We start from the raw sequence: 19,050 nt of genomic DNA on the forward strand, positions 1-19,050 counted from the left end.
TCAGCCGACCCGTCCGCCGATCCCCACGACCGCCTGCGGCAGCGGCACCCCGGAGCCGTCGCGGCGACCGGGCTCGGCCGGCAGCGGCACCGCCGCGCCGGAGGCGGCCCCGGCGGCCACGGGGCCGGCGCCGACGAAGGCGTGGACGAGGGCGTCCTCGCCGCGCAGGAAGCGGTGGCAGCGGACACCGCCCGTCCCGCGGCCCTTGGCCGGGTACTCGGCGAAGGGCGTGACCTTGGCCGTCCCGGCCTCGGTGCCCGGCAGCGCCCCCGCCGCCCCCGCGACGGTGACGACGGCCGCGTCGTCCTCCGTGCCGTGCGCGACGGCGCCCAGGGCCACGACCCTCGCGCCGGCGGCCAGGCGCACCCCGGCCATGCCGCCGGCCGCGCGGCCCTGGGGCCGGACCGCGGTGGCGGGGAAGCGGAGGAGCTGCGCGTCGCTCGTCACGAGGACGAGGTCGCGGCCGTCGTCGGGCAGGTCGAGGGCCGCGACGACCTCGTCGCCGTCCTTGAGGCCCACCACCTCGAACTCCTCCCGGGCCGGCGCCTCGCCCGGGGCGACCCGCTTGACGGTGCCGCCCGCGGTCGCCAGGGCGAGGCCGCCGGCGCCCTCGGGGACGTCGAGCCGGGCCAGGCCGACGACGCGCTCGCCCTTCGCCAGGCCGGGGACGAAGTCGGCCAGCGGGGCGCCGCCCGCGAGCGACGGCGCCCCGTGGACCGGCGGCAGGGCGGGGACGTCGACGACGGGCAGCCGCAGCACCCGGCCGCGGCTCGTCACGGCGCCCACCTCGGCGCGGGCGCTCGTGCGGACGGCGGCGACGACGACGTCGTGCGCCGAGCGGTCCGCGCCGGGCAGCCCGGCCGGCACCGGCGGCGGCGGGCCGTCGTCGTCGGTGCCGCCGGAGGTGCGCGCCAGCAGGCCGGTGGCCGACAGGAGCAGCCAGCAGGGGGAGTCGGGGACCTCGAGCGGCACCGCGGGACCGCGGCCGCGGGCGCCCCGGGCGGCGGGGGCGGCGGCGCCGCTCGCCTCGAGGAGGACGGTCCGGCGCGGCGTCCCGTGCTCGCGGGCCACCTCGGCCAGCTCGTCGGACACGACGCCCCGCAGGCGCTCGTCGCTGCCGAGCACCTCCTCGAGCGCCGCGATCGTCTCCCGCAGCTCGGCGGCCCGGGTCTCGAGCTCGAGCGTCGAGAAGCGCGTGAGGCGGCGCAGCTGCAGCTCGAGGATGTGGTCGGCCTGCTCGCGGGAGAGCTCGAAGACCGCCATGAGGCGTTCGCGGGCCGCGGCGGCGTCGTCGCTGGAGCGGATGACGGCGATGACCTCGTCGATGTCCGCGACGGCGACGAGGAGGCCCTCGACGAGGTGCAGGCGCTCGCGGGCCCGTGCCAGCCGGTACTCGCTGCGCCGGCGCACGACCTCGAGGCGGTGGTCGACGTAGACGGCGAGGAGCTCGCGCAGGCCGAGCGTCCGCGGCTGGCCCTCGACGAGGCAGACGTTGTTGATGCCGAAGGTCTCCTCCATCGGCGTCAGCCGGTGGAGCTGCTCGAGGACGGCCTCGGGGTCGAACCCGGACTTCACCTCGACGACGAGGCGCAGGCCGCTCTCGCGGTCGGTGAGGTCCTGGACGTCCGAGACGCCCTGCAGGCGTCGGGACTTCACCGCGTCGGCGATCTTCTCGACGACCCGCTCCGGCCCGACGCCGTACGGCAGCTCGGTGACGACGATGCCGCGCCGCCGGGGCGTGATGGCTTCGACCCGCGTCGTCGCCCGGGTCCGGAAGGTGCCGCGACCGGTGGCGTAGGCCTCGCGGACGCCGTCGAGGCCGATGATCCGGCCGCCGCCGGGCAGGTCCGGGCCGGGGACGAAGCGGAGGAGGTCCTCGAGCGTCGCCGCCGGGTGCTCGACGAGGTGGCGGGCGGCGGCGACGACCTCGACGAGGTTGTGCGGCGGCATGTTCGTCGCCATGCCGACGGCGATGCCGCTGGCCCCGTTGACGAGGAGGTTGGGGATCGCCGACGGCAGCACCGACGGCTGCTGGAGCGAGCCGTCGTAGTTGGGCACGAGGTCGACGACGTCCTCGTCGAGGTCGGCGACCATGACCTGCGCGGCGCTCGCCATGCGCGCCTCGGTGTACCGGGCGGCGGCCGGGCCGTCGTCGGGCGAGCCGAAGTTGCCGTGCCCGTCGACGAGCGGGAGGCGGAGGCTGAAGGACTGCGCCATCCGGACGAGCGCGTCGTAGATGGCGGTGTCGCCGTGGGGGTGCAGCTTGCCCATGACCTCGCCGACGACGCGGCTGCACTTGACGTGCGCGCGCTCGGGCCGCAGGCCCATGTCGTGCATCGCGTAGAGGATCCGCCGCTGCACGGGCTTGAGGCCGTCCCGCGCGTCGGGCAGCGCGCGGGCGTAGATGACGGAGTAGGCGTACTCGAGGAACGACCCCTGCATCTCGGCGGCGACGTCGATGTCGACGACGCGGCCCTCCCCGGGGGGCGGGGCGGCGGGGGCGGAGGAGCGACGGGCCATGGGCCGCATCCTCCCCGACGGCGGTCAGCCGCCCGGGGAGGCCGGGGGCAGGGGGCGGCCGTGCCGCCCGTCGGAGAGGACGTCGTCGAGGGCACGCCGGCGCGAGGGGCGCGGCGTCGTCGGCGGTCCCGACGGGTGCGGGGCGGGCGTCCCGAGGGCCACGACCATGACGGGCACCGCGTCCGCCGGGACGTCGAAGGCCGTCCGCAGCGCGGCGACCCGCGCCGTCGGGACGGCGAAGGGGCACGCGCCGAGGCCGTGCGCCTCCGCGCCGAGCAGGAGCAGGGCCACGGCCATGCCCGTGTCGACGTGCCAGTAGGGGACGGGCCACCGCGTCGCCGGGTCCGGCGGCGCGTGGGTGCCGGAGGCCTTGTCCGGCAGCGCGTACCGCGCGCGGTAGGCCTGCTCGTGGCTCCACGCGACGACGAGCGCCGGGGCCGTGCGCATCCCGGCGAGCCAGCGGTCGGGCGGGCCGTCGCCCGCCGTCGCCGCCCAGTAGGCGGCCACGTCCTCGGGCCGGCGGAGGACGAGGAACGACCACCCCTGCGCCGCACCGGCGCTCGGCGCCCGGCTGGCCAGGTCGACGAGGTCGCGCAGCACGGCGGCCCCGACCGGCCGGTCCGGGTCGAACGACCGCGCCACCCGCCGTCCGCGCACCAGCTCCCCGTAGGCCGCCGCCGTCTCCTCCACCCGCTCCACCCGCCCCGTCTCCTCCACCCGGTCTTCGTAGCCGATCGTCGGCGGCACGCCGGGGCCGGGGCGGTGGAAGGGCACGAAGACCGTGCGGGGGCGGGCGGGGCGGCGCGAGGGGCGCGGGTCGGGTCGGCGCCGGTCACGCAAGGGGGGTCGCGGCTACGCTCCGGGACGTGGAGGCGCGGCCCGGGTACCCCCGGCACTGGGAGGCCGACGTGCTGCTGCGCGACGGCGGCACGGCCCACCTGCGGCCCATCACCCCGGACGACGCCGAGGCGCTGCAGCGCTTCCACGTGGCGCAGTCGCCGGAGTCGGTCTACCTCCGCTTCTTCTCGGCCATGCCCCGGCTGTCGGACCGGGACCTCCGCCGCTTCACCGAGGTCGACCACACCGACCGGGTCGCGCTCGTCGCGACCATCGGCGACGACATCGTCGGCATCGGCCGCTACGACCGCCTCGACGCCGAGGAGGGCCCCGGGCCCGGCGGCGCCACCGGCCGGCGGGCGGCGGAGGTCGCGTTCAACATCGCCGACGCCCACCAGGGCCGGGGGCTGGGCTCGGTGCTGCTCGAGCACCTCGCGGCCGCCGCCCGCGAGCGCGGCGTCGACCGCTTCGTCGCCGAGGTGCTCCCGCAGAACCGGAAGATGACGAGCGTCTTCACCGACGCGGGCTACGAGGTCACGCACGCCTACGACGACGGCGTCGTGAGCCTCGGCTTCGACATCGACCCGACCGAGCGCTCCCTCGCGGTGACGGCGGCGCGCGAGCACCGCGCCGAGGCCAGCAGCCTCCGGGCGCTGCTGACGCCGCGGTCGGTCGCCGTCGTCGGGGCGAGCCGGTCGCCGGGCTCGGTGGGCGGCGTCGTCCTCACCAACCTCCTCGCCGCCGGGTACGCCGGGCGGCTGCACGCCGTCCACCCCGAGGCGCCCGTCGTCGAGGGCGTCCGCACCCACGACAGCCTCCGCGTGCTCCCCGAGCCGGTCGACCTCGTCGTCGTCGCCGTGCCCGCGGAGGCCGTCCTCGGCGTCGTGCGCGACGCGGCGCTCGTCCACGCCCGCGGCGTCGTCGTCGTGTCGAGCGGCTTCGCCGAGACGGGGCCGGTCGGCCTCGAGCGCCAGCGCGCGCTCGTGCGCCTGGCGCGGGCCAACGGGATGCGCGTCGTCGGGCCGAACTCGCTGGGGCTGCTGAGCACCGACCCCGAGGTGCGGCTGAACGCGTCGCTCGCGCCCGACCTGCCCCCGGCCGGCCGGCTCGGCCTCTTCAGCCAGTCCGGCGCCCTCGCCGTCGCCGTCCTGTCGTCGGCGGCCCGGCGCGGCCTCGGGGTGTCGAGCTTCGTCTCGGCGGGCAACCGCGCCGACGTCTCCGGCAACGACCTCATGCAGTTCTGGGAGGAGGACGAGCGCACCGGCGTCGTCGGCCTCTACCTCGAGAGCATCGGCAACCCGCGCAAGTTCTCGCGGATCGCGCGGCGGCTGGCGGCGGTCAAGCCGGTCGTCGTCGTGAAGTCCGGCTCGTCGACGGGCGCGCCGCCCGGCCACGCCGTCCGCACCTCGCGCGCGCCGCGGGAGGCGCTGGGGGAGATGCTCCGCCAGGCCGGCGTCATCCGCGTGGAGAACATCCACCAGCTCTTCGACACCGCCCAGCTGCTCGTCGCGCAGCCGCTGCCGGCGGGCGAGCGGGTCGCGGTCGTCGGCAACTCCGCCGCGCTGGGGACCCTCGCCGCGGAGGCGCTCGAGGGCAAGGGGCTGGCCGTGGCGGGGGCGCCGGTCACCGTGCACCCCGAGGCGGACGCCGAGGAGTGCGCGGTCGCCCTCCGGGAGGTCTACGCGCGCGACGACGTCGACGCGGTCGTCGCCTGCTTCGCGCCGCCCGTCGGCGGCGTGGACACCGACGTGGCCTCCCGGCTGGCCACGGCCGCCGCCGCGTCCGACAAGACGTCCGTGGCCTGCTTCGTCGGCATGCACGGTGTGCAGGAGGCCCTCTCGGCGCCGTCGGCCTCGGGGGAGACGCGGGTCGTGCCGTCCTACCCCAGCCCGGAGGACGCCGTGCGGGCGCTCGTGGCGGCCGTCCGCTACGCGGCCTGGCGCCAGCGCGACGCCGGCCCGCGCGTGCAGCCCGAGGGCGTCGACGCCGAGACGGCCCGCGCGCTCGTCGAGGAGGCCCTGCGCGGGCTGCCCGCCGACGACGACGGCCTCGTGCAGATCGAGCTCGGCCAGGAGGCGGCCGCCCGCCTGCTCGCCTGCTACGGCGTCCGTCTCGAGCCGTCGGTCGTCGCCCACGACGTCGAGGAGGCCGTCGCCGCGGCGAGCCGCACGGGCTACCCGCTGGCGCTGCGCTTCGCCGACCGGGCGCTGCGCCGGCGACGGGACCTCGCCGGCATGCGCGCCGACGTGGACGACGAGGCCGACCTGCGGCGCGACTGGGCCTTCCTCCGCGCGCAGCCGGGCGTGGGGGAGGAGCCCGTGCTCGTGCAGGGGATGGCGCCGCCCGGTGTGCCCGTGACGGTCTCGACGATGGAGGACGAGCTCTTCGGCCCCGTCGTGTCCTTCGGCCTCGCCGGCGACGCGTCCGAGCTGCTCGGGGACGTCGCCCACCGCATCCCGCCGCTGACGACGGGCGACGTCGCCGACCTCGTCCGCGGGGTGCGCGCCGCGCCGCGCCTCTTCGGGTACCGCGGGTCGCCGCCGCTCGACGTCGCGGCGCTGGAGGACCTCCTGGCCCGGGTCAGCGTCCTCGCCGACGACCTGCCCGAGGTCGCCGAGATGGCGCTGACGCCGGTCGTCGTCTCCCAGCAGGGCCTGCAGGTGCTCCTCGCACGGGTCCGCCTGGCGCGCACCGACCGCCGCCGCGCGGACACGGGCTCCCGCCGCGTCATGCGCTGAGGCGCCCGGCGGCGCGCGCTCCCCGGCGCGGCGTCGGGAGCACCGGGGGCGTCGGTGCCAGGTGGCACGATGCCGCCGTGCCGACGTCGCGACCGCCCCGGTCCCCCCGCTCCCCGCGCCCCGGGCGCGGCCCCGCCGAGGTGCCGGGCGACGCGCTGGCCGAGGACCTGCGGCGCGCCGTCGAGCACGCCGGCTACTACCCGGCGCTCGTCGCCGACGTCCTCGCGGTGGCGCTCGGCGGCGAGGACGTCGCGGCCCACCTCGTGCACCAGGAGACGACGTTCGACGGCGACGAGGTGCGCCGCCACGTCACCGTCGTCGTCCTCACGCCGACCCGTCTCGTCGTCGCCCACGCCGACGACGGCACCGACGTCGCGGGGGAGACCGCCGGGCCGCGCTCGCACGCCGCCGCCGCGTCCACCGAGGCGGTGCCGCTGGCGCAGGTGCGCTCCGTCCTCCTCTCGCACGTCGTCCAGCGGCCGGACCGGTACCACGGCGGCGACCCGGTGGCCGAGCTCACCGTGACGATCGGCTGGGGCTCCGTCCAGCGGCTCGACCTCGAGCCCGCCACCTGCGCCGACCCCCAGTGCGACGCCGACCACGGCTACAGCGGGTCGCTCGCCAGCGACGACGTCGTCCTGCGGGTGAGCGCCGCGGCGGACGGCGCCGACGCCGTCGCCCGGGCGCTGCGCTTCGCGGCCGCCCTCTCCGCGGCCACCGGGGCGGCGGCCGGCGCCGCGCGCACGGCGTGACCCCCGCCGCCGGCGCGGGCGACGAGCCCTTCGACGGCGCCCTGTCCGACGTCCTGCCCGCCGTGGCCGCCGCCCTCGGGGCGCCCCAGCGGTCCGTCGACCTCGCGCTGCCCGAGGCGGCGCGCGCCGTCGTCGTCCTCGTCGACGGGCTGGGGGACGCCCAGCTCGCGGGTGCGGGCGCCGACGCGGGGCGGCTGCGCGAGATGCGCGGCGACGGGCGCGTGCTGCGCACGGGCCACCCCTCGACGACGGCGACGTCGATGGGCTCCTTCGGCACCGGGCTGCTGCCGGGGGCCCACGGCCTCGTCGGCTACGACGTCCTCGACCCGGACCGCGGCGTGCTCCTCAACGAGCTGGCCTGGGACACGGCCGTCGACCCGCGCCGCTGGCAGCCGACGCCGACCGTCTTCCAGCACCTCGTCGCGGCGGGCGTCGCCTGCACCCAGGTGGGGCCCGCCCACTTCGCCGGCTCGGGGCTCACCGAGGCCGCCCTCCGCGGCCCGGAGTTCGTCAGCGCGCGGACCCTCGACGCGCGGGTCGACGCCACCGCCCGGGCGGTGCGGGCCACCCCGCGCGGCCTCGTCTACCTCTACTGGGGCGAGGTCGACCGCACCGGCCACGAGAGCGGCTGGCAGACCGAGGCCTGGCGCCGCGAGATCGCCGAGGTCGACCTCGCGCTCCGCACGCTCGAGCGGCGCCTGCCCCCCGACGCCCTCCTCGTCGTCACCGCCGACCACGGCATGGTCGACGTGCCGGGGGGCGCCGCACGGCTCGACCTCGCCGACGACGCCGAGCTGGCCCGCGACGTCCCGCTGTCCGGCGGGGAGCCGCGGGCGCCGATGCTCTACTGCGCGCCCGGCCGGGCCGAGGACGTGGCCGCCCGCTGGCGGGCGCTGCTGGGGGACCGCGCCGAGGTCCTGCTCCGCGCCGAGGCCGTGGCGGCCGGGTGGTTCGGCCCGGTGGCCGAGCACGTGCTGCCCCGGATCGGGGACGTCGTCGTGGCCTGCGCCGCCGGCACGAGCGTCCACGACTCGCGCACCCAGCGGCCGGCGCTCAAGGGGCTCGTGGGGATGCACGGCGGGCGCACGCGCGACGAGGTGGCCGTGCCGCTGCTCGTCGCCGGGCCGCGCGCCGCCTGAGCCCGCGGCGGCCCCGTCGCGGGCCGCGCCTGGACGGGCCCCGGCCGGCGAGGGGGCAGGATGGCTGCCCGTGGCCGAGCTCGTCTTCTTCACCGGGACCATGGACTGCGGCAAGTCGACGCTGGCCCTGCAGATGGACCACAACCACGCCGCCCGGGGCCGGGGCGGCCTGCTGCTGACCCGCTTCGACCGGGCCGGCGAGGCCGTCATCTCGAGCCGGCTCGGGCTCCGCCGCCCCGCCGTCGAGGTGCACGACGGCACGGACCTCTGGGCCGAGGTCGCCCGGCGTCGGACGCAGGGCACGCGGGTGGACTACCTCGTCTGCGACGAGGCGCAGTTCTACGCGCCCGCGCAGGTCGAGCAGCTCGCGCGGGTCGTCGACGAGATGGACGTCGACGTCTTCGCCTACGGCATCACCACCGACTTCCGCACCCGGCTCTTCCCCGGCTCGCAGCGGCTCCTCGAGCTGGCCGACCGGGTGCAGGTGCTCCAGGTGGAGGCGCTGTGCTGGTGCGGCGCACGGGCCACGCACAACGCCCGCACCCTCGACGGGGCGATGGTCCTCGAGGGGGACCAGGTGGTCGTCGGCGACGTCGCGGAGGACGGCTCCCCGGCCGCCGCCCCCGGAGAGGTGGGCTACGAGGTGCTGTGCCGCCGCCACCACCGCCGCGGCGAGACGGCGGCCGCCGCGCACGCGGCGGCCCTGTCGCCCGACGTCCTGCCGTTCGGCGACGCCGACCCCGCCGGACGGCCCGACGCCCCGGCGTGACGTCGCCCCCGGCGTCCCCCTGGGCCGGGAGAGGGCGGCTCCCGAGGGGGAAGGAGACGCCTCCTCCACCCTCGGGAGTCCGTCAGGGGTGAGGTGGACGCCTCCTTCACGGTCGCGAGCCCCTGAGAGGCGACGTGGACGTCCACGTCACCCTCGGGAGCCCCGCTCAGGTGACGTCGGCGCCGGACCGGCCGCGCGGGTCAGTCCCGCTTCTGGCCGAAGACGATGTCGTCCCAGCTGGGGACGCCGGGGCGGGCGCCGCGGCGGGGGGCCTTCGGCGCGGCCGGGTCGGCGCCGGCGTCGGCGGGGAGCAGCTCCTCCTGGCCCGGCACGCCCCCGTCGGCGGGCGCCGGGTCCTCGGCGGCCGCGGGACCGCGACGACGGCGACGACGCCGCGAGGGCTCCTCGGCCGCCGCGGCGGGCTCCGCCGGCTCCTCGGGGTCGGGGCCGGCCGCGGGCTCGACGGGCGCGAGGACGGTGGCGTCCGTCGCCTCCTCCGGCCGCGAGGCCGGCGGGTGCGCGGCGGGCGGCTCGCCCGCGGCGTCCCACGGGTCCTCCGCGCCGGGCGTCGCGGCGCCGTCGCGCTCGCCGCGACCGGAGGTGAGGGCCTCCAGCTCGGCCCACGTGAGGGCCTCGAGCTCCTCGTCGTCCGGGTCCTCGGGGTCGGCCAGCGGCTGGCGCCGGCCCCGGCGCCCCCGCAGGTGGTCGAGGAGGTCGAGGGTGCGCCCGGCCCGCTCGCGCCGGTCCGCCTCGGCGGCGTCGGCCCCGTCGTCGACGTCGTCGACGTCCTGCGCGCCCTCGGGCTGCTCGTCGCCCGTCCGGCGGGTCGTCCCGTCCCCGTCGACGTCGTAGACCCGCTCGTCGACGGCGGGGCCCCGTCCCGGCGCGTCGTCGTCGCGCACCGCCGCGAGCCGCGGCGCCCCGCCCGGGGGCGGGGTCGGCTCGGCGGCGCCCACCGAGGACAGCCAGCGGGCCTCGTCGTCGAGGGGCTCGAGGTGCTCGCGCTGGGCGTCGTAGGCCCACGTGGCGCGGCGCTCGCGGGTGCCGGCGCGGAAGGCGGCCTGCAGGAGCCAGGCACCGTCCTCGCGCCGCCAGGCGTCCCACGCCGTCTCGGCGACGCCACGGGTGGCGAGGCGCTCGGCCACGAGCTCCTCGAGCGCCGGCGTCCGGCCGGAGCCGTCGCGCCACCGCACCGGCAGGGCGCGGGCACGGGCGGCCACGTGCGCGCGCTCGGCGAGCACGGGGCCCTCGTAGCGGCGGACGCGGGCGACGTCGGTGCCGCTCGCGGCGGCGATGTCCTCGGCGTCCTCGCCCGCGCGCAGGCGGGCCTGCACCTCGCGGGGGGTGAGGGCCGCCGGGGCGGGGGCGCCCGCGGGCGGGGCGCCGGGGCCGCGGCGGGCCGCCAGCCGCAGCGCGTCGTCCGCGCGCAGGCGGAACCGGGTGCCGTCCGCGGCCGCCAGGACGAGGTGAGGGCCCCGGGCGGGGTCCTCGTCCGTCCCGACCAGCGTCAGGTCCTGCATGGGTCGCTCCTCGACGTCGTCGGCCGGCCCTCGTGCGCGGTCGCCGGCGGTCGCTGCGCGGCAGCCTGCCACCTCGGGCCCCGGCGGTGGCCCAGGCGCGGTGGCGCGGCGCCGCCGCGCGCGGGGGAGCGGGGCGCCCGGCACCATGGGGGCGTGCCCGACGACCACGCCGACGACGCCCCCGCCCCGACGACCGCGCCCCCCGCCCCGGCCCCCGCGCCGGGCCCCGGCGGGACCGGCGCCGGTGGTCCCCTCGCCCCCTACGACGCCGTGCTCCTGCTCTCCTTCGGCGGCCCCGAGGGCCACGACGACGTCATGCCGTTCCTGCGCAACGTCACCGCCGGCCGAGGCATCCCCGACGAGCGCCTCGAGGCGGTGGCCGAGCACTACCACCACTTCGGCGGGCGCAGCCCCATCAACGACCAGAACCGCGACCTCCTCGCGGCGCTGCGCGGCGAGCTGGCCGCCCGTGGCCTCGGTGACGTCCCCGTCGCGTGGGGCAACCGCAACTGGGCGCCCTTCGTCACCGACGCGCTGCGCGACCTGCACGACGGCGGCGCCCGTCGCGTCGTCGTCGTCGCGACGAGCGCCTACGCCTCCTACTCGGGCTGCCGGCAGTACCGCGAGGACCTCGCCGAGGCCCTCGTCACGCTGGCCGGCGAGGGCCGCGACCTCGAGGTCGACAAGATCCGCCACTACTTCGACGCCCCCGGCTTCGTCGACGCCAACGCCGACGCGGCCGAGGCGGCGTGGCGGCGCCTGCCCGAGGACGTGCGCGACGGCGCGGAGCTCGTCTTCGTCACGCACTCCATCCCCACGGCCATGGCCGCCGGCGCCGGCCCCGAGGGCGGCGCCTACGAGCGGCAGCACGAGGACGTCGCCGAGGCCGTCGCGGAGCGGGTGCGCGCCCGCACGGGCGCCGCCCTCCCGCAGGCGCTCGTCTACTGCTCCCGCAGCGGCCCCCCGAGCCAGCCGTGGACGGAGCCGGACGTCAACGACCACCTCACCGCGCTGCACGGCCGCGGCGTGCCCTCCGTCGTCGTCGCGCCGATCGGCTTCGTCAGCGACCACATGGAGGTCGTCTACGACCTCGACACCGAGGCGCGCGAGACCGCCGACGGGCTGGGCCTGCCGATGGAGCGCGCGGCCACGGCCGGCGTCGCGCCCGGCTTCGTGGCGGGCCTCGTCGACCTCGTCGTCGAGCGCGCGGCGGCGAGCCGGGCCGCCGCCGGCGAGCAGGAGCCGCCGGTGCGGCCGTCCGCCGTGCCCTCCGGCCCCTCGCACGACGTCTGCCCCGTCGGCTGCTGCCTGAACCTGCGCGCGGCGAAGCCGGCCGCCTGCGGCCGCGACTGGCCCGGGGCGCGGGCCCTCCTCGCCGGGGCCGGGGCGTGAGCGCCGCGACGACGGCGCTGCCGGGCCCCGAGGAGCTGGCGACGCTCCTCGACCTCGCCGAGCGCGTGGCCCGTGCCGCCGGCGAGCTGCTCGCCACCCAGCGGCCCGCGGACCTCGGCGTCCAGTCGACGAAGTCGAGCGCCACCGACGTCGTCACCGCCATGGACACCGCCTCCGAGGCGCTGCTGCTGCGCCTCCTGCGCGCGGAGCGCCCCGACGACGGCGTCCTCGGCGAGGAGGGCGGAGCCAGCGGCGGCACGAGCGGCGTCACGTGGGTCGTCGACCCGCTCGACGGCACGGTCAACTACTTCTACGGGCTGCCGACGTACGCCGTCAGCGTCGCCGCGGTGGTCGGCGACGGCCCGCCCGGCGAGCGACCGGACCCGCGGACGTGGACGGCGCTCGTCGGCTGCGTCCACGACCCCGTGAGCGGGCGCACGTGGACGGCGTCGCGCGGCGGCGGGGCCCGCCTCGACGGCGCCCCGCTGCGCGGCCCCGCCGAGGTCCCCCTCGACCGGGCGCTCGTCGGGACCGGCTTCGGCTACACCCCGCAGCGCCGGGCGGCGCAGGCCAGGGTGGTGGCGGACGTCCTGCCGCGGGTGCGGGACCTGCGCCGGGCCGGCGTCGCGTCCCTCGACCTCTGCGCCCTCGCCACGGGCTGGCTCGACGCCTACTACGAGCGGGGCCTGCAGCCCTGGGACCACGCGGCCGGCGCGCTCGTCGCCGCCGAGGCCGGGGCCGTCGTCCGCGGGCTCGCGCCCGGCTCGGCGCCGTCCGAGGAGTTCTGCCTCGCGGCCGCCCCGGCCCTCGTCGCCGAGCTCGGCGACGTCCTCGTCGCCCTCGACCCGCTGGCCGAGGAGCCCGCCCCCTGAGGCACCGGGCCCGCACATGACGAAGGCCCCCTCCCGGTGCGGGAGGGGGCCTTCGTCGTGCGGGACGGGCGGGGCCGACCGGGCCCGGCGGAGCCGGGCCGACGGGTCAGGCGCCGGCGCCCGACGCGGCGCCGGGGAGGGCCACGTCGTTGTCCTCGGCGAGGCGGGCCAGGGACTCCAGCTCGCCGGTGTGGACGGACACGAGGTACTCGTCGCCCTCGGCCCTCGCGCTGTCCAGGGCGCTGCGGGCCTCTCGGACCCTCTCGTGGACGTTGCTCGCGAACTCGCTCATGCGCACCTCCGGGCGGGCGGGCGCGGCAGGTGCCGCGCGGCCGTCGTCAGCTCGGCGGCAGCCGGCTGCGGGCCCGAGCGTAGACGGGCGCGGGGGCGCCCGGAGACGGACCGCACCACGGCCGCGGGCCCGGGGGAGGTGTCCGACCGCCCGACACCCGGCCGACACCGGCCCGACGCGCGGGCGTCACCGGGGCCCCGACGGGCCCGGCACGGACCTCCGGGGACGCCCCGTCGTTCCGGCCGGGGGCGGCCGCCCCGGCGCCGCCCGCCCCGTGCCGGGGGACGGCCGCGACGACCGCCCGGGGCGCACGCGGTCACGGCGCGGTCACGGGCCGGGCACGGCGCGGTCACGTGCGGCGGACGGCCCCCTGGCGTCCGCGGGGACCGGCGGGACGGCGCCCTCCGGGTGGTGCATGATGCGCCCTCGTCCAGGCCGTCCGGACGGCCGCCGCACGCCCGCGCCCGCGGGCATGACCGGCGCCCCCCGGACGTTCTGGCGTCCGAGGGCAGGGGTGCCCGACCGCGACGCCGTCCCGTGGGGACGCGCGCGGCACGCCACCCCGCCCGGCCCGCGCCGCAGGTGGTCGAGGACACGGCCCCGCACGGCCCGCCGTCGACCGCCGTGCTGCGGACGCGCGGTGCGGGTGGTACTGAGCGTCACCGGGCAGCACCGTGCGCAGCGAGCGTGGGGAGCGGTGGCGCGGGGCCGGGCACGAGGCCCCCACGGCACCGGGCACGAGAGCAGCACCAGGGCGCCGCCAGGCGAGCAGCACGAGCGACACGAGGGACACGAGGGGAACCGGCGACATGGCCACCGACTACGACGCACCGCGCAAGACCGACGACGAGCTCAACGAGGACTCCATCGAGGAGCTCAAGGCCCGCCGCGCCGACCAGAGCTCCGGCAAGGTGGACGAGGACGAGACGGAGGCGGCCGAGGGCTTCGAGCTCCCCGGCGCCGACCTGTCGAACGAGGAGCTGTCGGTGCGGGTCCTCCCGCGCCAGGCGGACGAGTTCACCTGCTCGTCCTGCTTCCTCGTCCACCACCGCAGCCAGCTCTCGCCGGAGTCGACGGCGAGCCGGCTCGTCTGCACGGAGTGCGCGGCCTGACGACGCCGCACGGGCGACGGCCCGGGCACCGGCACCCGCCGGCGCCCGGGCTGTCGTGCGTCCGGGGGAGGCGCGGCCCGGTGGAGGGGGTCCCGTCAGCCCCGCGGCTGCAGCGCGGCGGCCAGCCGGCGGGGGCGGTGGGTCGAGACGAGCCAGTAGGGCGCCGGGTCGTCGGGGTCGGTGACCTCCACGCGCACGACGCCGTCGGCCCAGCCCCGCATGAGCACGTGCGCGCGCGCGTCGAGCGCGGGCCCACGCTGCTGCCGGGCGTCCTCGCCGTCGTAGCCGGTGGCCGCGCCGAGCTCGGCCAACGGGATCCGCGCCCGCCCCGCCCGCAGCTCGCCGTCCGCCACCTCGACGACGGGGCTCCACGCGAGGAGGACCGCCGCGACGACCCCCGCGACGACGACCACCACGACGGCGACGACGCCGACGCCGAGCGGTCCGGCGGCCAGGCCGGCGAGGGCGGCCAGCGCCGGCGCCGCCACCCAGCTGCCGGCCGAGGGGAGCACGCGCTCGCGGTAGGCGGCCGCCCCGGGGGCCGTGCCGCCGCCGGTCCCGCCGGTGCTGCCCGTGCCGTCCGTGCCGTCCGTGCTGCTGCCCCTCACCACCGGCCCAGCGTCCCACGGCCGCCCGGGCGGACCTCGCGCGCACCTCGGGCAGACCTCGGGCCGACCTCGCGCGCCCCGGGGCTAGGGTTCCCACCCGTGGAGGCAGAGGGCGCGGGGGCGCCGGCGGCGCCCGAGGTGGTGCCCGTGCGCGTGCGCCGTCTCGACCCCGACCTGCCGCTGCCGCGCTACGCCGTCGCCGGGGACGCCGGGGCCGACCTCCTGGCCCGCCACGACGTCGAGCTGCCGCCCGGGGGCCGGGCCACCGTGCCGACGGGCCTGGCGCTCGCGCTGCCCGAGGGCTACGCCGGCTTCGTCCACCCCCGGTCCGGGCTCGCCGCCCGGCACGGGGTGACGACGCTCAACGGGCCCGGCACCGTGGACGCCGGGTACCGGGGCGAGGTGATGGTGACCCTGCTCAACACCGACCCCGAGCACGCCTTCACCGTCCGCCGCGGCGACCGGGTGGCCCAGCTCGTCGTCCAGCGCGTCGCGCGGGCCGAGCTCGTCGTCGTCGACGAGCTCCCGCCCTCGCCGCGCGGGGAGGGCGGGCACGGGTCCACCGGCGGCTGGTCGCCCCCGGGCGACGGCCGTGCCACCGTGGGACCGCGGACGACCCCCGACGGGGGACCGCTGACGAGCACCGAGATGTCGACCACCGGGGACCAGCGCGTCCCCGGGGAGGAGCAGCCGTGAAGTGGCGTCGCAGCAAGGCCGACCGCGAGGAGGCCGCCGCCCCGGCGGAGGCCGCTCCCGAGGGGGCGCCCGGGTCGTCCGACGCGGCGGCCGCCGGCACGGACGAGCTCGAGGACGCGCAGGCCGTGGCCGACCGCGCCGCCGCGGTGGCCGCCGAGGCGGAGGCCGAGCGGCAGCGCACCGCCGCGCTGGCGCGCGAGGCCCGCCGTCGCCGCGAGGGCCCCTTCGACGCCGAGGAGGTCTCCGAGGAGGAGGCCGCCCGCCCGCGCGTCGACCTGGGCGCCCTGCGCCTGCCGGCCGTCCAGGGCATGGAGCTCCGCCTCGAGATGGAGGAGGGCACGCAGCGCGTCATCGGCGCCGTCGTCGTCCTCGCCGGCTCCACGCTGCAGCTGCAGGCCTTCGCGGCCCCGCGCACCGAGGGCATCTGGGACGAGGTCCGCGCCGAGATCCGCAGCCAGGTCGCCCGCCAGGGCGGCGCGGCCGAGGACGGCGAGGGCCCCTTCGGCCCCGAGCTGCTGGCCCGTCTGCCGATGCGCACCGAGGACGGCCGCACGGGCGCCCGCGCGGTCCGCTTCACGGGCGTCGACGGCCCCCGCTGGTTCGTCCGGGCCGTCGTCGGCGGCCGCGCCGCCGTCGACCCGGCCGCGTGGGCCCCGCTCGAGCGGCTGCTGCGCGGCGTCGTCGTCGTCCGGGGCGCCGACGCGATGGCCCCCCGGGACCTGCTGCCGCTCAAGCTGCCGCCGCAGGACCAGGCCCGGCCGGCCGGGGCCCGTCCCGACGGCGCCCCCGCCGACGGGGCGGCGGACGCGGCCGCCGGTCCCGCCGAGGCCGCCCCGGCCGACGCCGCGGGCCCCGACGCCCCCGTGCGTCCCACGGGCGACGTCGGCGCCCCGCCCCCCGGCACGCCGGACGGCGAGGACCCGCTCGGCCCGCTCGACCCCTTCCGCCGCGGCCCCGAGATCACGGAGCGTCGCTGATGGGCGCCCTGGCCGGGCTGCGCGGCGCGATGACCCGCTACGGCAGCCGGGAGCAGATGCACGCGGCCGCCGAGCAGGCCGAGTCCGCCCGCGAGGGCGGCAGCCCCTGCGCCTCGCTCGGCGACCGCCACCGGGCCCGTGTCTGCGGCACCCTCCACCGGGTCACGCTGCGGCCGCGCTCGGGCACCCCCGCCCTCGAGGCGGAGGTCTTCGACGGGTCGGGGACGCTGTCGGTCATCTGGCTCGGCCGCCGGGAGATCCCGGGCGTCGAGGCGGGCCGCCGCATCAAGGTCGAGGGGCTCGTCAGCGTCGTCGACCACCACGCCGTGATGTACAACCCCCGCTACGAGCTGGTCCCCACGGGCGCCCCCGCGCACCAGGCCCCGTGAGCGGCCCCGCGCCCGAGCACGGGGGAGCGCCCGGCGCCCCGGACGGCGGCCGCGGCGGGGACGGCGACGTCCCCGAGCCGGTCGCCGCGGCGGCGGCCCCCGGCGCCGACGGCGCGGCCGGGCCGGCCGGCACGACGGGGCGCCCTTCGGCGCGCTCCGGCCTCGCGGCCGTCGCGGGCCCCGACTTCTCCGTCGCCGAGGCGCTCGGCGGGCCCCGCGGCATCGCCGAGGTCGCGCTGCCGACGCTCGTCTTCGTCACCGTCTTCTCGCTCACGCGGGACCTGCGGACGGCGGGCCTCGCCGCGGTCGGCGCCTCCGTCGTCCTCGTCCTGGCCCGGGTCGTCACCCGCAGCTCGCCCAACCAGGCGCTGTCGGGGCTCGTCGGCGTCGCCGTGTGCGCGCTCGTGGCGTCCCGGACGGGCGAGGCCCGCGACTTCTTCGCCCTCGGCCTGCTGACGAACGTCGTCTACGCCGCCGTCTACGCCGTCTCGACCCTGCCGACGCCGGGCTTCCGCGTCCCCTTCACGCAGGGGCGGCGGCGCGTGCCCGCCGGCCCGTGGCCCGTGCTGGGCCTCGCCCTCGGCTTCGTCACCGGCGAGGGCCTCGCGTGGAAGCAGGACCCCCGGCGCCTGCGGGTCTACGTCCAGGTGACCTGGGTGTGGATCTCCGTCTTCGTCCTGCGGCTCCTCGTCCAGGGCCCGCTGTACCTCGCCGACGCCGTCGGCGCCCTCGGCGTCGCCCGCCTCTTCATGGGCTTCCCGCTCTTCGGCCTCGCCGCGTACGTGACGTGGGTGCTCGTCCGCCGCGTGCCGGCGACGCGGCCCGAGGACGTCGCCGGCCGCTGACCGCTCCCCGCCACGACGACGGCGGCCGCATCCCCCGGGGGGTGCGGCCGCCGTCGTCGTGGGGCCGGGCGTCAGGCGCCCGCGGTGCCCTGCGCGTGGCGCCCCGTCCGCAGCAGCGCGTGGAGCTGCTCGGCGTCCTCCTCGCCGACGAGGAGGAGCAGCTCGTCCCGGCCCTCGAGCACGTCGTCCTCCGAGGGCGCCAGCGGCCTCCCGTCGCGGACGAGGCCGACGAGCACCGTGTCCGGCGGCCACGTCATCGCCCCCACGGGCGTCCCGGCGAGGTCGGCGTCGTCGGGGAGGGTGTACCCGACGAGCCGGGAGCCGCCGCGGAAGGAGAAGACCTCGACGACGTCGCCGACGGCCACCGCCTCCTCGACGAGCGCCGTCATGAGCCGCGGCGTGGAGACCATGACGTCGACGCCCCACGCCTCGTCGAACATCCACTCGTTCTTCGGGTTGTTGACGCGCGCGACGGTCCGCGGCACGCCGAACTCCGTCTTGGCGAGGAGGGACACGACGAGGTTGGCCTTGTCGTCGCCCGTCGCGGCGACGACGACGTCGGTGCTCTCGAGCCCGGCCTCGCCGAGCGAGCCGATCTCGCAGGCGTCGGCCAGCAGCCAGCGGGCGCCGGGCACCGACGCCCGGCCGACGTTGTCGGGGTTCTTGTCGACGAGCAGGACGTCGTGGCCGCTGGCCAGCAGCTCGCGGGCGATGGAGCGCCCCACGCTGCCCGCACCGGCGATGAGCACGCGCACGGTGGCTCCTCGGGTGGTCGCAGGTCCCGGCGGGCCGGGCGGTCGGGTCGGGCGGTCGGGTCGGGCGTCGCCGCGCGGCGGGCTCAGCCGGGCTCGGGGCCCGCGTCGAGCGCCTTCTCGACCGCCGTGAGGCGGTCGTCCGGCACGAGCAGGTGGAGGACGTCGCCGTCCTGGTGCACGGTGTCCGGGCCCGGGAGCCGCGCCGCGCCCAGGCGGGTGACGAAGGCGACGCGCGTGGCGGTGGCGCGCTCGAGGTCGACGAGGCGGTGCCCCGCCCACGACGGCGGCACCGCCACCTCGGCGAGGTGGACCGCACCCGTGGCGTCGGTCCAGTCGGGGACGACGCCGCGCGGCAGCAGCCGGCGGACCATCTGGTCGGCCGTCCAGCGGACGGTCGCGACGGTGGGGATCCCGAGCCGCTCGAAGACCTCGGCGCGCGCCGAGTCGTAGATCCGGGCGGCGACGTGCTCGACGCCGAAGACCTCCCGGGCGGTCCGCGCCGCGAGGATGTTCGAGTTGTCGCCGCTGCTGACGGCCGCGAAGGCGTACGCCTCCCCGGTCCCCGCCTCGCGGAGGACGTCCCGGTCGAAGCCGACGCCCTTGACGGTCCGGCCCTCGAAGTCGTCGCCGAGCCGGCGGAACGCCTGCGGGTCCTGGTCGACGACGGCGACGCCGTGGCCGCGGCGGGACAGCTCGAGGGCCAGCGTGGAGCCGACGCGGCCGCAGCCCATGACGACGAAGTGCACGCCCGGACGCTACCGCCGCGGCGCGCCCCCGTCCGGTGCACGCCGCCCGCGGCCCGCACGGCGTCGCCCGCGCGTGCTCCTACCATCACGC

Annotated in this window: 18 protein-coding genes; 11 read left to right on the forward strand and 7 right to left on the reverse strand. The window is 79.0% G+C overall.

All coding sequences use genetic code 11. The annotated features are described in order from the left end of the window. Entirely contained in the window at nt 1–2,520 is a 2,520-nt protein-coding gene (locus EDC03_RS16440; protein ID WP_123381348.1) for a DNA gyrase/topoisomerase IV subunit A, read from the reverse strand. Nucleotides 2,521–2,544: 24 nt separating this feature from the next. Further along, a complete protein-coding gene (locus EDC03_RS16445) occupies nt 2,545–3,294 on the reverse strand; it encodes a nitroreductase family protein (RefSeq protein ID WP_158674343.1) in 750 nt (249 codons plus the stop codon). Between the two features lie 92 nt (nt 3,295–3,386). Here EDC03_RS16445 and EDC03_RS16450 point away from each other — a divergent pair, with 92 nt between their 5' ends. The 4 genes from EDC03_RS16450 (at nt 3,387) to EDC03_RS16465 (ending at nt 8,755) form a co-directional block, all read left to right on the forward strand. After that, entirely contained in the window at nt 3,387–6,095 is a 2,709-nt protein-coding gene (locus tag EDC03_RS16450; protein WP_123381350.1) for a bifunctional acetate--CoA ligase family protein/GNAT family N-acetyltransferase, read from the forward strand. 140 nt (nt 6,096–6,235) lie between these two features. Continuing rightward, nucleotides 6,236–6,847 carry a DUF5998 family protein gene (locus tag EDC03_RS16455; RefSeq protein ID WP_123381391.1) on the forward strand — a complete coding sequence of 204 codons (612 nt, stop codon included), beginning with the start codon at nt 6,236–6,238 and terminating at the stop codon, nt 6,845–6,847. Then, nucleotides 6,844–7,986 carry an alkaline phosphatase family protein gene (locus EDC03_RS16460; protein ID WP_123381351.1) on the forward strand — a complete coding sequence of 381 codons (1,143 nt, stop codon included), beginning with the start codon at nt 6,844–6,846 and terminating at the stop codon, nt 7,984–7,986. The genes EDC03_RS16455 and EDC03_RS16460 overlap by 4 nt, the downstream gene beginning before the upstream one ends. Before the next feature lie 70 nt (nt 7,987–8,056). After that, nucleotides 8,057–8,755 carry a thymidine kinase gene (locus EDC03_RS16465; protein WP_123381352.1) on the forward strand — a complete coding sequence of 233 codons (699 nt, stop codon included), beginning with the start codon at nt 8,057–8,059 and terminating at the stop codon, nt 8,753–8,755. A gap of 200 nt (nt 8,756–8,955) precedes the next feature. Here the strand turns inward: EDC03_RS16465 and sepH are convergent, their stop codons facing one another. Continuing rightward, nucleotides 8,956–10,275, reverse strand: a complete 1,320-nt coding sequence (gene sepH / locus EDC03_RS16470) for a septation protein SepH (protein ID WP_158674344.1) — start codon at nt 10,273–10,275, stop codon at nt 8,956–8,958. Nucleotides 10,276–10,545: 270 nt separating this feature from the next. Here sepH and EDC03_RS16475 point away from each other — a divergent pair, with 270 nt between their 5' ends. Then, nucleotides 10,546–11,667 (forward strand): ferrochelatase, encoded by a 1,122-nt coding sequence (locus EDC03_RS16475; protein ID WP_422393837.1) that lies wholly within the window; start codon nt 10,546–10,548, stop codon nt 11,665–11,667. Beyond that, nucleotides 11,664–12,539 (forward strand): inositol monophosphatase family protein, encoded by an 876-nt coding sequence (locus EDC03_RS16480; RefSeq protein ID WP_199720355.1) that lies wholly within the window; start codon nt 11,664–11,666, stop codon nt 12,537–12,539. Before EDC03_RS16475 ends, EDC03_RS16480 begins: the two co-directional genes overlap by 4 nt. Nucleotides 12,540–12,645: 106 nt before the next feature. Here EDC03_RS16480 and EDC03_RS16485 read toward each other — a convergent pair whose 3' ends face one another. Continuing rightward, a complete protein-coding gene (locus tag EDC03_RS16485; protein WP_123381355.1) occupies nt 12,646–12,831 on the reverse strand; it encodes a hypothetical protein in 186 nt (61 codons plus the stop codon). 809 nt (nt 12,832–13,640) lie between these two features. On the opposite strand from EDC03_RS16485, the gene EDC03_RS16490 reads away from it, so the two are divergent. Continuing rightward, the gene (locus tag EDC03_RS16490) at nt 13,641–13,943 is read left to right on the forward strand and encodes a DUF4193 domain-containing protein (RefSeq protein ID WP_123381356.1); all 303 of its coding nucleotides are present in this window, start codon (nt 13,641–13,643) and stop codon (nt 13,941–13,943) included. Between the two features lie 95 nt (nt 13,944–14,038). On the opposite strand, the gene EDC03_RS16495 is transcribed toward EDC03_RS16490, so the two are convergent. Beyond that, complete coding sequence (locus EDC03_RS16495; protein WP_199720356.1) at nt 14,039–14,554, reverse strand: DUF3093 domain-containing protein; 516 nt, start codon at nt 14,552–14,554, stop codon at nt 14,039–14,041. A gap of 96 nt (nt 14,555–14,650) precedes the next feature. Here EDC03_RS16495 and dut point away from each other — a divergent pair, with 96 nt between their 5' ends. Genes dut through EDC03_RS16515 form a run of 4 tightly spaced genes read left to right on the forward strand, consistent with a single transcriptional unit; the run spans nt 14,651 to nt 17,458 of the window. Further along, on the forward strand, nt 14,651–15,247 hold the full coding sequence (dut, locus tag EDC03_RS16500; RefSeq protein ID WP_123381357.1) for a dUTP diphosphatase: 597 nt from the start codon (nt 14,651–14,653) through the stop codon (nt 15,245–15,247). Further along, the gene (locus EDC03_RS16505) at nt 15,244–16,224 is read left to right on the forward strand and encodes a DUF3710 domain-containing protein (RefSeq protein WP_241967238.1); all 981 of its coding nucleotides are present in this window, start codon (nt 15,244–15,246) and stop codon (nt 16,222–16,224) included. Before dut ends, EDC03_RS16505 begins: the two co-directional genes overlap by 4 nt. Further along, nucleotides 16,224–16,613 (forward strand): OB-fold nucleic acid binding domain-containing protein, encoded by a 390-nt coding sequence (locus EDC03_RS16510; protein WP_123381358.1) that lies wholly within the window; start codon nt 16,224–16,226, stop codon nt 16,611–16,613. The genes EDC03_RS16505 and EDC03_RS16510 overlap by 1 nt, the downstream gene beginning before the upstream one ends. After that, nucleotides 16,610–17,458 carry a DUF3159 domain-containing protein gene (locus tag EDC03_RS16515; protein WP_123381359.1) on the forward strand — a complete coding sequence of 283 codons (849 nt, stop codon included), beginning with the start codon at nt 16,610–16,612 and terminating at the stop codon, nt 17,456–17,458. Before EDC03_RS16510 ends, EDC03_RS16515 begins: the two co-directional genes overlap by 4 nt. Before the next feature lie 71 nt (nt 17,459–17,529). On the opposite strand, the gene EDC03_RS16520 is transcribed toward EDC03_RS16515, so the two are convergent. Beyond that, nucleotides 17,530–18,213 carry a potassium channel family protein gene (locus EDC03_RS16520; RefSeq protein WP_123381360.1) on the reverse strand — a complete coding sequence of 228 codons (684 nt, stop codon included), beginning with the start codon at nt 18,211–18,213 and terminating at the stop codon, nt 17,530–17,532. Between the two features lie 83 nt (nt 18,214–18,296). Further along, a complete protein-coding gene (locus EDC03_RS16525; protein WP_123381361.1) occupies nt 18,297–18,959 on the reverse strand; it encodes a potassium channel family protein in 663 nt (220 codons plus the stop codon). Between the last annotated feature and the right edge of the window lie 91 nt (nt 18,960–19,050).

The organism is Pseudokineococcus lusitanus (assembly GCF_003751265.1).
GTDB classification, from domain to species: Bacteria; Actinomycetota; Actinomycetes; order Actinomycetales; family Quadrisphaeraceae; genus Pseudokineococcus; species Pseudokineococcus lusitanus.